The organism is Sagittula sp. S175 (assembly GCF_049800975.1).
In the GTDB taxonomy this organism is placed as follows: domain Bacteria; phylum Pseudomonadota; class Alphaproteobacteria; order Rhodobacterales; family Rhodobacteraceae; genus Sagittula.
Genome location: NZ_JBNAGB010000010.1, coordinates 84,490 through 97,364 on the forward strand (window position 1 = coordinate 84,490; position 12,875 = coordinate 97,364).

Here is a 12,875-nt window from a genome sequence, read left to right on the forward strand (position 1 = left end):
GGGACCCCCCCACACCCCGCGCACCCACCGCCCCGCCCCCGTCGCTTTGGCGCAGCCAAAGCGAAATCCGAACATCTCAGTCGCTTTCGCGCAGCCAAAGCGAAACCCTACAGCTCATCCCCCGGCACGCCCTCCAGGAACCGCCGCTCCGGCAACCACGGATTCACCTCCAGAGCCTCACGCAGCGCCACCTGCCCCTCGGCCTCCCGCCCCAAGGCCAACAGCGTCAGCGCATATCCAGACAGCGCCCCGATATGGCGTGGATTCAATGCCAAAGCCCGCTCCAAATCCGGCACCGCCGCCGCGTAATCGCCGCCCAGAACATGCACGAAAGCCCGCTGATTGTACCCCTCGGCATAGTCCGGACAATACAGGATCAGCGTGTCGAACCGCTCCCGCGCTGCCAGCAGGTCAAAGGCCGCCCGCGCCTGCATCCCCTCGTCGAGGATCTCCTGCGAGGGTCCATCCGGCGCGTTGTCGTACAACCGCCACATGTCGTTTGTTATCATCTGAGCCGCCCCGGCATCGGGCGCCAGGCGCAGCGCCTCGTACAGGGGATCCAGCTCTTCCGACAGGTCCGGCGCAGCCGGGCACCCGCCCGCCACCGCAGGCCCCGCCGCCAGAAGGAAAGCCATGACATACCGCATGGCCCCAGCCTGCCACAGATTGTTTACAAATCAACCCACCTCGGTGACGGCATCGTCCTTGATCGCCTCCATGGCCACAAAGGTCGAGGTCGCCGCCACCCCCGGCAGGGTCGACACCTTCTCGGCCAGCACCATCCGGTAGGACGGCATATCCGCCGTGCGCACCTTCAAAAGGTAGTCGAAATTGCCCGCGATCAGATGCGCCTGCTCGATCTCCGGGATCTTCGCCACCGCCGCATTGAACTTCGCCAGCGTCGGCTCGCGCGTGTCGACCATCTTCACCTCGACAAAGGCCACATGCGCCAGCCCCAGCCGGATCGGGTCCAGCAGGGCGCGGTAGCCCTTGATGACGCCGCTGTCCTCCAGCTTCTTCAGCCGTGCCTGCACCGGGCTTTTCGACAGGCCCACCCGCCGCGCCAGCTCGGTGACCGAAATTCGCGCCTCGCCCGCCAGCTCGCGCAGAATCGCCCTGTCAAAGCGGTCCATCTCCGCCAATTCATCCTGCATCACGCACCCTCAAAAGTCGAAACACCTACGTCAGCCGCATCAATCAGTGAAATCACCCGGCAACTCGCGAGTATCATACACGCAATTCACCCCAGAGGCACCCATGAACACGCCATCCGACCTGCGCGCCCGCATCGACACGCTCACCTACGCCGCGGAGGCCGAGGTGCTCGATCGCCTCCGCACCACCGCTGCCCTCTCCCCCGAGGACCGCGCCGCCATTTCCGCGCAGGCCGCCCGCCTCGTCACCGAGATCCGCGCCAGCACACGCCCCGGCTTGATGGAGGTCTTCCTCGCCGAATACGGCCTTTCGACCGACGAGGGCGTGGCGCTCATGTGCCTTGCCGAGGCGCTGCTGCGCGTGCCCGACGCCGCCACCATCGACGCCCTGATCGAGGACAAGATCGCCCCCTCCGACTGGTCCCGCCACCTCGGCCACTCCACCTCGCCCTTGGTAAACGCTTCCACCTGGGCGCTGGTGCTGACCGGCAAGGTTCTGGACGACGACGCCCGCCCCGGTCCCGCCGGTCACCTGCGCAACGCCATCAAGCGCTTGGGTGAACCCGTCATCCGCACCGCCGTGGCCCGCGCGATGAAGGAAATGGGCGCGCAATTCGTCCTTGGCGAAACCATCGAGGCCGCCATGAAGCGCGGGCAGGCGCAAGAGGCCAAGGGCTACACCTACTCCTACGACATGCTGGGCGAGGCCGCCCGCACCGAGAAGGACGCCACCCGCTACCACCTCGCCTATTCCCGCGCGATCACCGCCATCGCCGGGGCCGCCACGCATGACGACATCCGCCGCAATCCCGGCATCTCGGTCAAGCTCTCGGCCCTGCATCCGCGCTACGACGACCTCCAGCGCGACGAGGCCATCGCCGCCCTCGCCCCCCGCCTCACCGCGCTCTGCGGTCTGGCCAAGGCGGCGGGCATCGGCCTCAACATCGACGCCGAAGAGGCCGACCGCCTCTCGCTCTCGCTCGACATCATCGAGAAGACGCTGGAAACCCCCAGCCTGCGCGGCTGGGACGGCTTCGGCGTCGTGGTGCAGGCCTACGGCCCGCGCGCCGGTGCCGTGATCGACTGGCTGCACGCCACCGCTGAACGCCTCAACCGCCGCATCATGGTCCGCCTCGTCAAGGGCGCCTACTGGGACTCCGAGATTAAGAAGGCGCAGGTCATGGGCCTCGACGCCTTCCCCGTCTTCACCGCCAAATCCATTACCGACGTCAGCTACATCGCCAACGCGCGCAAGCTCCTGTCCATGACCGACCGCATCTACCCGCAGTTCGCCACGCACAACGCCCACACGGCAGCGGCGATCCTGCACATGGCGCGCGATCTGCCCCGCGACGCCTTTGAATTCCAGCGCCTGCACGGCATGGGCGAGACCCTGCACGCCCTGCTGAAAGACCAGAACCAGACCGCCTGCCGCATCTACGCCCCCGTGGGCGCGCACCGCGACCTGCTGGCCTACCTCGTCCGCCGTCTGCTGGAAAACGGCGCCAACAGTTCCTTCGTGCACCAGATCGTCGACACCTCCGTGCCGCCCAGCGCCGTCGCCGCCGATCCCTTCGACGCGGCGCAGCCCTCGGACCTGCCGACGGGCCGCGACCTGTTTCCGGGCCGCGTGAACTCCAAGGGCTGGGACCTGCGACACCGCCCGACCATGGCGCGGATCAACGAGGCCCGCGATGCCTTTGCCGCCCACCAGTGGCAAGTCGCGCCCCTGACCACCGCCAAGGGCGACACCACCGCCCCGGAAACCCGCCTGAACCCGGCCAACCCCGCCGACACCGTAGGACAGGTGGCATGGGCCTCGCCCGGCCTCGCCCGCGCCGCCGCGGAGTCCGCGCAACCATGGCAGGCCGACGCCGCCACCCGCGCGCACATCCTCAACACCGCCGCCGACCTCTACGAATCCCACTTCGGCGAACTCTTCGCCCTGCTGCACCGCGAGGCGGGCAAGACCCTGCCCGACGCCGTCGCCGAACTGCGCGAGGCCGTCGACTTCCTGCGCTACTACGCGGGCCAAACCACCAACGACGCCCCAAGGGGCACCTTTGCCTGCATCTCCCCGTGGAACTTCCCGCTGGCCATCTTCACCGGCCAGATCGCCGCCGCGCTGGCTGCTGGCAACGCCGTGCTGGCGAAGCCCGCCGAGCAAACCCCGCTGATCGCCTTCCGCGCCACGCAACTGCTGCATCAGGCAGGCGTCCCGACCGAAACGCTCCACCTTTTGCCCGGCGCGGGTGACGTGGGCGCGGCGCTGACCTCTGCCCCTCAGGTGGCAGGCGTGGCCTTCACCGGCTCGACCGAGACCGCGCAAGCGATCCACCGCAGCATGGCCGACCACCTCGACCCGGGCGCGCCGCTCATCGCGGAAACCGGCGGGCTGAACGCCATGATCGTCGACTCTACCGCCCTGCCGGAACAGGCCGTGCAGGCCATCGTCGAAAGCGCCTTCCAGTCGGCGGGCCAGCGCTGCTCCGCCCTGCGCTGCCTTTATGTTCAAGAGGACATCTTCGACGACTTCCTGCACATGCTGACCGGGGCGATGGACACACTCACCTTAGGCGACCCATGGCAGCCGCAGACCGACGCAGGCCCGGTGATCGACGCCGAGGCGGCGCAGACGATCCTCGACCACATCGCCAAGGCGCAGGCCGAAGGCCGCGTCCTGAAAACCCTCCCGACCCCGACCACGGGCCACTTCACCCCGCCCACCCTGATCCGCGTGAGCGGCATCGAAGATCTGCAACAGGAAATCTTCGGCCCCGTCCTGCACATCGCCCCCTACAATGCCCGCGACCTCGACCGCGTGATCGACGCCATCAACGCCACGGGCTACGGGCTGACCTTCGGCCTGATGACCCGCATCGACGACCGCGTGCAGCATGTCACCGACCGCATCCACGCGGGCAACATCTACGTCAACCGCAACCAGATCGGCGCGATCGTGGGCAGCCAGCCCTTCGGCGGCGAAGGCCTCTCCGGCACCGGACCCAAGGCCGGCGGGCCGCACTACCTGCCCCGCTTCCGCGCCCATCCCGCGCCCAGCGCCGAGGCCCGCACCGAACGCCTGCCCGCCACCGCCGAGGGCCTTGCCACCAGCCTCGCCCAGACGGCACAGACCGACACCAAACCCCGGCGCACCACCCTCCCCGGCCCCACCGGCGAGGCCAACCAGCTGACCACCAGCGCCCGCCCGCCAGTCCTCTGCCTCGGCCCGGGCCGCACCGCGTCCGAGACACAGGCGCAGGCGATCCGCGCCCTTGGCGGCATCGCCCATGCCACCGCCGCACCCGTCGCGGCGGAGATACTCGAAACGCTGGGTGGCATCTCGGGTGTGCTCTGGTGGGGCGACGCCGACACCGCCCGCGCCTACCGTCAGGCACTGGCCCGCCGCCCCGGCCCGATCCTGCCTCTCATCACCGGTCAGCCCGACGCCGCCCACGCCCTGACCGAGCGTCACACCTGCGTCGACACCACCGCCGCCGGGGGCAATACCGCGCTGCTGGCCGGTCACGCCTGAGCGCCAGCGCCACGCCAATGTCACGCGTAGGTCGGGGATACTCCCCGACCTGCCCCGGCCCTGGCCCAAACCTCTGGACGGCGCGCGCCGCTGCGCCTACCTCTATCCCATGTTCCCGATCCGCGATCACAACCCGTCCGGGCGGACGCCTTACGTCACCTACGCGCTGATCGCGATCAACGTGGCGGTCTTCCTGTCGAACCTCGACCTGTTCAACAACGACCGCGCGCTCATGGCCTTCTACGCCGATTACGCGCTGGTCCCGGGGTTTATCTCCGAAGGCTACGGCTATTCCGGCCTCCTGACCTCCATGTTCCTGCATGGCGGCTGGATGCACATCATCGGCAACATGCTGTACCTCTACATCTTCGGCGACAACCTCGAGGACGAGATGGGCCACGCCCGCTTTGCCCTCTTCTACCTCGCCTCCGGCCTTGCTGCCGGGCTGATCCACTACGCGTCAGAGCCCTACTCCATGATTCCCACCGTCGGCGCATCCGGCGCCATCGCGGGTGTCATGGGCGGCTACCTGCTGCTGTTCCCGCGCGCCCGCGTCGACATCCTCGTCATCATCATAATCATCTTCAAGGTCATCCCCGTCCCGGCATGGATCACCCTCGCCGCATGGTTCGCCCTGCAGCTCTGGGGCGGCTGGGGCGCCAGCGCCGACGAAGGCGGCGTCGCCTATTGGGCCCACATCGGCGGCTTCGTCGCGGGTCTGATCCTGACCCTGCCCACCTTCCTGCGCCTCGGCGGTCCCCGCTTCTGGAGCCGCACGCGCGGCTTGCCTCCACACCCGTCTGGCGGGTATCGCTGGGGTGAACGTCCCGTCCGTCACAAAGACCATCGGGACTCCGTGACCCGTGTCCCAAGGATCAAGCGTAAATGACCACACTCAAGGCCACCTGCCACTGCGGCGCCATCGAACTGGCGGTCACCCCCATCGACGGCCCCAACGCGCCGCGCAAATGCGATTGCTCCTATTGCCGCCGCCGCCCCTCTGCGGTGATCTCGGCGCCCCTGAACGGCGTCACGGTCACCAAGGGCGAGGACAACCTGACGCTCTACAGCTGGGGCACCCACACGGCGAAACACTACTTCTGCAAGACCTGCGGTATCTACATGTACCACCGCCGTCGCTCCAACCCGAACGAGTTCGGCGTGAACCTCTATGCCATCGAGGGCATGGAGCCGAAGGATTTCGAACCGGTCCACTGGAACGACGGCGTCAACCACCCGTCCGATCGCTAGGCCCGACCATCAGGAATCGCGTCCCGGGACCTCCGCCGCATCTTCCACCGGCGCATCGACGGACGGAGGATCGGGCGGCATGGGAGGGGGCGGAGGGACGTCTGGAACGTGATCCTCCACCCGATCGGTGATATCGCGCTTGTCGAGGAAGTCACGTATCACCTCTCCGCAGGACAAACGTGTATCGCCGCAACTCGTGCGCTCTCCGTTACCGAGATCGACGAAATACCAGTCCTCGGCGGCCAGCGTTCTGCGCCAGATGAAGTAGCTCCGGCCATTGACGACCAAGGGCTGCGCGACGCCCCAGTCCTCGCAGCCGGTCGCGAAAAGCAGCACAAATCCGATGGCCAAGGCTCTGGGACCCACGACGCGCCCTCCCGAAATGCCCAGGCAAAAGCGTAGGTCCTCCCGCGCGATTCCGTCAACCATCCCATGTAACTTTCCCATGGCTGGCCAAACGGCAGGATGCAAGACGGGTCGGGGAATCCCCGACCTACGCGGTGGCAATCGGGTGCCGGATCATCGAAGTCCGCGGGCGCGGAAGGGTCGGGAGGCCTCCGGCGGGAGGTATTTGGACCAAGAAGAAGCCACGCGCGTGCGATTGCTTTTCCCGGCCCCGGTGTTCAAGCCGCCTCAGCCCGCCACGCGAACCGGCCGGGCATCAGATCAGCCGGGTCGGTCCGGATCACTCCGACCGCAGCACCTTGGCAAAGCTCGAGAAGATGTCGTTGTTCGCCACCAGCAGCGCGCCGTGCTCCAGCGGGTCCTGGTCCGGGCGGATGCCCTCGGCCAGCGCGCCCGCTTCCTGCGCGATCAGGAACCCTGCGGCCACGTCCCACAGCTGCACTTCACGCTCCCAGTAGCCGTCGTACCGGCCCGCCGCGACATAGGCGAGATCCAGCGAGGCCGCGCCCATGCGGCGCACGCCCGCGCATTCCGGCATCAGCCGCGCGAGGTCCTTCAGCGTGGCGGGCAGCGTGCGCTTGGTCCCGAAGGGGACGCCCGTGGCGAACAGCGCCTCGACCATGCGGCGACGGCCCGACACGCGCAGGCGCTTGGAATCGTTCAGCCACGCGCCCGAGCCCTTTTCCGCGTAGAACATCTCGTCCTTGGCGGCGTCAAAGACCACCGCCGACACGATCTGTCCCTTGTGCTCCAGGGCAATGGAGACCGCCCAATGCGGCAGGCCGTGCAGGAAGTTCGTGGTGCCATCCAGCGGATCGACGATCCAGCGCCGGGTCGGGTCCTGCCCGTCGATCTCGCCACCATCTTCGGCCAGCCAGCCGTAGGTCGGACGCGCGCCCAGCAGTTCCTCCTTGAGGATCGCCTCGGCGGCGATGTCGGCACGGCTGACGAAATCGCCCGCGCCCTTCATCGACACCTGAAGGTTCTCGACCTCGCGGAAGTCCTTGACCAGGGACCGCCCCGCCTTGCGCGCCGCCTTCATCATGATGTTGAGATTCGCGCTGCCCTGCATGGATTGGCCTCCGGACGACATAAAGAAATCAGGCCGCGCCTATACGCGGCCTGACAGGAATGAACAAGGGCAGAAGCCCGTCAGTGGTTACCTTCAGCGGTAAACCACGCCCTTTTCGCCCGGAATGGCCACACCTTTGACGCCCACCGGCGCATAGGCGCGCGGCGCAGGACGCCGTGCGACCTTGCCCGGACGGTCCACATAGGCACCGGCATTGGCGTTGCCGCAGCAGACGACCCCACCCACCAGCACCGGCTGAAGCCCCGCCGGACAGTAGTTCGGCGCGTTGTATGCGTGCTGCAGCATGTTGGAGTTCGGGTTGTTGGTCGCGTTGCCACGGTACTGGTCACCGATATACATGTCACTGTCGGCAGCTCTGCCAGCAGCGGCCGCTCCGGTGTAGATATCGACCTTGTAGATATTGAGCTGGACACTTTCGGCCAAAGCACCGGAGGCATAGCCCGACAGCGCGACGGCGGCAGCGGCCGCAAGGAAAAGTTTCATGTTGTCCCCCATGGTGACTGAATACGGTGACTCGCAGAAATCCCTCTTGGAAGCTAACACCCCCTGTGGGCAAGTCAATTTCTTCCTGACTTTCCGGGCGAGTGTGCGGGAATTGTTTCCCGTTGCGAACAAATGACCCCGCCCGGCGCACGCCCCGTTAACCATTTTCCAATCACTGCGGTCGCAGCCTGTGGGCCATGACCCTGCACACGCTCCTTGCCCTTTACTACCTGTGCGACCAGACCGCCGCGCAACGCCTGCTGTCCCGGCAGGAGGCGGCGCAGTGCATCGCGCATTATGAACGGGTGAAACTGGAATTCATCGAAGCCGCTCCCGCCCGCCCCGGCACACCGGAACGCGCGACGCAGAACCGCGCGGGCTACGCGGGGTTCAAGGCGTGGGAAGCCGACAACGCGGACGCCGTCCGTCGCTTGAAGGCAGACGCGCGGCGTCGCATCACCCCCTAGGCTCCTATCGCAACTCCAGAAGCGCCCTGACCGCGTCCGGCGACAGCGGAAACAGCGACCCGGAGGCGCGGAAAGGTGTCAATAAGGAATGGGCGGGGCCTTCGCCCGCCGGTGTCGGATCGGTCGGCATATCTATCGCTACGTCTGTTGCTACATGGATAAAAGGGGGAGCGACCCGCAAAGGTTCCCCACGGCGGCCCGCCGCCGCTTCATCCCGCGCAATCTGCCAAAAACACGGCCAAACCCGCCCAGTCAGCCCGCCCTCAACCCTTCATCACCCGATCGGCCTTCTTGCGCACCAGCACCGACCGCAGGTCGTGCATGGCCAGCAGCAGGGCATCCGTCACTTCCTCAAGCTGGTCATCCGTCGCCTTGGACTGCACCCATTGCGTCGTGGTGTTGAGGTAATCCACCGCGCGGTGGATGTCGTCGATGTCCCGCATCGCCAGCAAGGCCTTCCGCGCCGCCATCCAGGACCGGATTTCCGCCAGATCTCCCTCGGTCAGCTTCGCCTCGCCCTGCGGCTTGATCTCGTTGCGGTTCAGGTTGACCACCGCGATCTGGTCCATCTCGATCCGGCGCTGGCGGTTCTCGGTATCGACCCGGAACACCGCCGCGCCGTTCTCGCGGATGCGGTAGTAGTAGTTCGGCAGGTCAGCCATTGTGCAATCCCTCGCAGAACCGTTTGATCCGTACGCAGGCCTCGGCCAGCGTCTCGTCCGCGGCGGCATAGCTGACGCGGAAGTAGGGCGACAGGCCAAAGGCCGCGCCGAACACCACCGCGACGCCCTCCTCCTCCAACAACGCCGTGCAAAAGGCCTCGTCATCGACAATCGCCTTGCCGCCCTTCGACACCTTCCCGATGCAGTCCGCCACCGACGGGTACACGTAGAACGCCCCCTCTGGCACCGCGCAGGTGATCCCCGGACAGGCGTTCAGCCCCGCCACCACCAGATCGCGCCGCCGCTTGAACAGATCGCAGTTGGTCGCAAGAAAATCCTGCGGGCCATTCAACGCCTCGACTGCCGCCCATTGCGAGATCGAGCAGGGATTGGTCGTCGACTGCCCCTGGATCTTGCGCATGGCGTCGATCAGCACCTTCGGCCCGCCCGCGTAGCCGATCCGCCAGCCGGTCATGGCATAGGCCTTGGACACGCCGTTGCAGGTCAGCGTCCGCTCGTACAGCCCCGGCTCGACCTGCGCGGGCGTGACGAACTCGAACCCGTCAAAGGTCAGGTGCTCGTACATGTCGTCGCTCATCACCCAGACCAGTGGATGGCGCATCAGCACATCGGTCAGCGCCTTCAACTCGTCGCGGGTATAGCCCGCGCCCGTCGGGTTGGAGGGCGAATTGAAGATGAACCACTTCGTCTTGGGTGTGATCGCGGCCTCCAGCGCCTCCGGCGTGATCTTGAAGCCCAGCTGCCGCTCGCCCTCCACGATCACCGGCTCACCGCCACCCAGCCGCACGATATCGGGATAACTTACCCAATAGGGCGCGGGGATCACCACCTCGTCGCCGGGGTTTAACGTCGCCATCAGCGCGTTGTACAGCACCTGCTTGCCACCCGTCGAAACCGAAATCTGCGACGGCTCGTAGGCCAGCCCGTTCTCGCGCGCGAACTTGTCACAGATCGCCTGCTTCAGCTCGGGGATGCCGTCCGGGGCCGTATACTTCGTTTTTCCGGCCTGAATCGCCGCAATGCCCGCAGCCTTGATGTTGTCCGGCGTGTCAAAGTCAGGCTCACCGGCACCGAGGCTTATGATGTCCCGCCCCTGCGCCGCCAATTCGCGCGCCAGCTGCGTCACCGCCACCGTCGGAGAAGGTTTCACGCGGGCCAGCGTTTCGGACAGAAAGGGCATCTCGACCTCATCGGTTTGTAATCAGGCGCTGCCTGTCTTAGGTTCCAAACGACCCCCGATCAAGCGGCGACGCAAGGGAGAAAAAACGATGCAAGACACCACAGACTGGTACGGCCCCGACGTGGCCACCCTCGGCGACCGCCTCGCGGCGGCACGCGAAGCGCAGGGCATGACGCAGGAAGCCTTGGCAAAACGCCTCGGAGTGAAGCTCAAGACCGTGCAAAGCTGGGAGGACGATCAGGCCGAACCCCGCGCCAACCGTCTTCAGATGCTGGCCGGCATCCTCAACGTCTCGATGATGTGGCTCATCACCGGCGAAGGCGAAGGCGGCCTCGCCACCCCCGAAGAGGGCGTGCTGTCCCCGGATGTGACCGCGCTGCTGCTGGAAATGCGCACCCTGCGCGCCCAGATCGTCCAGAAGGCCGAAAAGATGGCGCAGGTCGAAAAACGCCTGCGCGCCCAGCTGAAGGAAGAAGGTCGGATATGACCCCAGAGACCCGCGACATCCGCCTGAAACGGCTCAACATGCGCTCCATGCGGCGCGGCACGAAGGAGATGGACATCATCCTGATCCGCTACGCCGCCGCGCGCCTGTCCGGGATGGACGACGCGGGTCTCGACGCCTACGAGGCCCTGCTCGACGAGAACGATCAGGACCTCTACCAGTGGATCTCGGGCCAGAAACCCGCGCCCGAGGCCCACGCCCCCCTCGTCGCCGACATCTCGAACGTCGCCGCCAACGGCTGAGCCGGAAAGTCCCCGCCCGGCCTCTCCCGCGCCGATCGTTTCGCCTTCGCTTCGCTCAGGCGACCGCCGGGGGCCTTGCCCCCCCCCTTTACATTCAGCTTGTCGTGCCTTGCACGACGGGGGACTTTGCTCCCCCTTACTTTCAGCTTGTCGTGCCTTGCACGACGGGGGGCTTTGCCCCCCGCCCCCCCAGGAGTATTTCAACCAAGAAGAAGCATAGACGCGGAGAGCACCCCCACCGGGGTTCCCTGGCGTCTGGCTTCTTTGGTTTCATAAATACCCTCGGGGGAGTCCGCCAGCGGCGGACGGGGGCAGCGCCCCCTCACGGCGCCGAAGGTGCTGACCCAGCGGCGCGCGTCCAGCGCGCCTCCGCCAGGTCAGACACGATCCTGTCAGCCCACCATGGCCCGGATGCCCCAGAACACCACCGCCGACAGCACCGCCGCCGCCGGGACCGTGATGACCCATGCCGCCGCGATGGTCATGAAGTGTGACCGGCGCACCAGCTTGCGGCGCTGACGCTCCTCGCGCGGCAGCGACGGGCGCTCGGGCACCGCCTGACGCGCGGCCTTCAAACGGCGCTCGAAATCCCACTCGCGGAAGAAGCCCACCCCGAACACCGCGCCCACGGCGATATGGGTCGAGGACACCGGCAGCCCCAGCCAGCTTGCAACGATCACCGTGATCGCCGCCGACAGCGCCACGCAATAGGCGCGCATCGGGTTCAGCTTGGTGATCTCGGAACCCACCAGCCGGATCAGCTTGGGTCCGAACAAGAACAACCCGAAGGATATCCCCATGGCGCCGATCACCATCACCCAGAAGGGGATCGCAAAGGCCGAGGTAAAGTCCCCCGACTGCGCCGCATCCACGATCGCCGCCAGCGGGCCGACCGCATTGGCCACGTCATTCGCGCCATGGGCAAAGCTCAGCAGCGCCGCCGAGACGATCAGCGGGATGCCGAACAGCACCTTCAGCGACTTGTTGCGGTTCTCCAGCCCCTCGGACTGGCGCTTGATGACCGGGATCATCACGATCCATGTCACCACACCCAGCACCGCGCCGATAATCAGCGCCATGGGAAGGGTGATCTTCACCAGATGCTTGAGGCCCTTCATCGCCAGGTAGGCCGCGAAGGCTCCCGCCATGATCCCCACCAGCACCGGCACCCACTTGCGCGCCGCCGCGATCTTGTCTTCCTGGTAGACGATGCGCGCCTTGATGAACCACAGGAAGCCTGCCGCGATCAGACCACCCAGCATGGGCGAGATCACCCAGCTGGCGGCAATCGCGCCCATCTGGCCCCATTCCACCGCGCCGAACCCCGCCGCCGCGATGCCCGCGCCGACCACGCCGCCGACCACCGAATGCGTCGTCGACACCGGCGCGCCGATCCAGGTCGCCAGGTTGACCCACAGCGCCGAGGACAGCAGCGCCGCCATCATCGCCCAGATGAACTCGTCCACCGATTCCATCGCCGTGGGGGCCACGATGCCCTTGGCGATGGTCGACACCACGTCGCCGCCCGCGATCAGCGCACCCGCGCTTTCAAAGACGGCCGCGATGACGATGGCCCCGCCCATGCTGAGCGCGTTCGCGCCCACCGCCGGGCCCATGTTGTTGGCCACGTCGTTGGCGCCGATGTTCAGCGCCATGTAGGCGCCAAAGACCGCTGCGATGACGATGGTCATCATGCTGCCGGTGCCGCCGAACATCAGCGCCGCCAGCAGCGCCGCACCGATCATGAAGACGGCGGCGATGCCCTTCCCCGCAACCGGCTTGGCGACATAGGCCGTCGCCTGCTCCAGCGTGCTCAGGCGTTTCAGGTCGCGGTCCAGCGTTTCGAGGTGGTTCGCGTCTCTGGAATGATCCGCCAT

The 12,875-nt window shown here is 66.7% G+C and carries 14 protein-coding genes; 6 read left to right on the forward strand and 8 right to left on the reverse strand.

The genetic code is table 11. The features are described 5' to 3' along the window. Positions 1-107: 107 nt before the first annotated feature. Together ACP16H_RS14200 and ACP16H_RS14205 are read right to left on the reverse strand one after the other, a co-directional pair. Positions 108-635: a tetratricopeptide repeat protein gene (locus ACP16H_RS14200; protein ID WP_425072956.1), complete on the reverse strand. Its 528-nt coding sequence runs from the start codon at positions 633-635 to the stop codon at positions 108-110. A 42-nt stretch (positions 636-677) separates the two neighbouring features. Beyond that, complete coding sequence (locus ACP16H_RS14205) at positions 678-1,154, reverse strand: Lrp/AsnC family transcriptional regulator (protein WP_425072957.1); 477 nt, start codon at positions 1,152-1,154, stop codon at positions 678-680. Between the two features lie 103 nt (positions 1,155-1,257). On the opposite strand from ACP16H_RS14205, the gene putA reads away from it, so the two are divergent. From putA to ACP16H_RS14220, 3 genes are all read left to right on the forward strand, one after another. Then, positions 1,258-4,689, forward strand: a complete 3,432-nt coding sequence (putA, locus tag ACP16H_RS14210) for a bifunctional proline dehydrogenase/L-glutamate gamma-semialdehyde dehydrogenase PutA (RefSeq protein WP_425072958.1) — start codon at positions 1,258-1,260, stop codon at positions 4,687-4,689. Between the two features lie 109 nt (positions 4,690-4,798). Next, complete coding sequence (locus ACP16H_RS14215) at positions 4,799-5,578, forward strand: rhomboid family intramembrane serine protease (RefSeq protein ID WP_425072959.1); 780 nt, start codon at positions 4,799-4,801, stop codon at positions 5,576-5,578. Beyond that, positions 5,575-5,940: a GFA family protein gene (locus ACP16H_RS14220; protein WP_425072960.1), complete on the forward strand. Its 366-nt coding sequence runs from the start codon at positions 5,575-5,577 to the stop codon at positions 5,938-5,940. Before ACP16H_RS14215 ends, ACP16H_RS14220 begins: the two co-directional genes overlap by 4 nt. A gap of 9 nt (positions 5,941-5,949) precedes the next feature. Here the strand turns inward: ACP16H_RS14220 and ACP16H_RS14225 are convergent, their stop codons facing one another. From ACP16H_RS14225 to ACP16H_RS14235, 3 genes are all read right to left on the reverse strand, one after another. After that, positions 5,950-6,291: a hypothetical protein gene (locus ACP16H_RS14225; protein WP_425072961.1), complete on the reverse strand. Its 342-nt coding sequence runs from the start codon at positions 6,289-6,291 to the stop codon at positions 5,950-5,952. A gap of 334 nt (positions 6,292-6,625) precedes the next feature. Beyond that, entirely contained in the window at positions 6,626-7,417 is a 792-nt protein-coding gene (locus ACP16H_RS14230; protein ID WP_425072962.1) for an inositol monophosphatase family protein, read from the reverse strand. 93 nt (positions 7,418-7,510) lie between these two features. Then, positions 7,511-7,921, reverse strand: coding sequence for a hypothetical protein (locus ACP16H_RS14235; protein ID WP_425072963.1), 411 nt, complete (start codon positions 7,919-7,921; stop codon positions 7,511-7,513). A 197-nt stretch (positions 7,922-8,118) separates the two neighbouring features. Here ACP16H_RS14235 and ACP16H_RS14240 point away from each other — a divergent pair, with 197 nt between their 5' ends. Further along, complete coding sequence (locus ACP16H_RS14240; protein ID WP_425072964.1) at positions 8,119-8,388, forward strand: hypothetical protein; 270 nt, start codon at positions 8,119-8,121, stop codon at positions 8,386-8,388. 263 nt (positions 8,389-8,651) lie between these two features. Here the strand turns inward: ACP16H_RS14240 and ACP16H_RS14245 are convergent, their stop codons facing one another. Continuing rightward, positions 8,652-9,050 carry a hypothetical protein gene (locus ACP16H_RS14245; RefSeq protein WP_425072965.1) on the reverse strand — a complete coding sequence of 133 codons (399 nt, stop codon included), beginning with the start codon at positions 9,048-9,050 and terminating at the stop codon, positions 8,652-8,654. Beyond that, entirely contained in the window at positions 9,043-10,251 is a 1,209-nt protein-coding gene (locus ACP16H_RS14250; protein WP_425072966.1) for a pyridoxal phosphate-dependent aminotransferase, read from the reverse strand. The genes ACP16H_RS14245 and ACP16H_RS14250 overlap by 8 nt, the downstream gene beginning before the upstream one ends. A gap of 88 nt (positions 10,252-10,339) precedes the next feature. Here ACP16H_RS14250 and ACP16H_RS14255 point away from each other — a divergent pair, with 88 nt between their 5' ends. Continuing rightward, positions 10,340-10,738 (forward strand): helix-turn-helix domain-containing protein, encoded by a 399-nt coding sequence (locus ACP16H_RS14255; protein WP_425072967.1) that lies wholly within the window; start codon positions 10,340-10,342, stop codon positions 10,736-10,738. Continuing rightward, a complete protein-coding gene (locus ACP16H_RS14260; protein WP_425072968.1) occupies positions 10,735-10,998 on the forward strand; it encodes a succinate dehydrogenase assembly factor 2 in 264 nt (87 codons plus the stop codon). The genes ACP16H_RS14255 and ACP16H_RS14260 overlap by 4 nt, the downstream gene beginning before the upstream one ends. 392 nt (positions 10,999-11,390) lie before the next feature. Here the strand turns inward: ACP16H_RS14260 and ACP16H_RS14265 are convergent, their stop codons facing one another. Beyond that, complete coding sequence (locus tag ACP16H_RS14265; RefSeq protein ID WP_425072969.1) at positions 11,391-12,875, reverse strand: inorganic phosphate transporter; 1,485 nt, start codon at positions 12,873-12,875, stop codon at positions 11,391-11,393.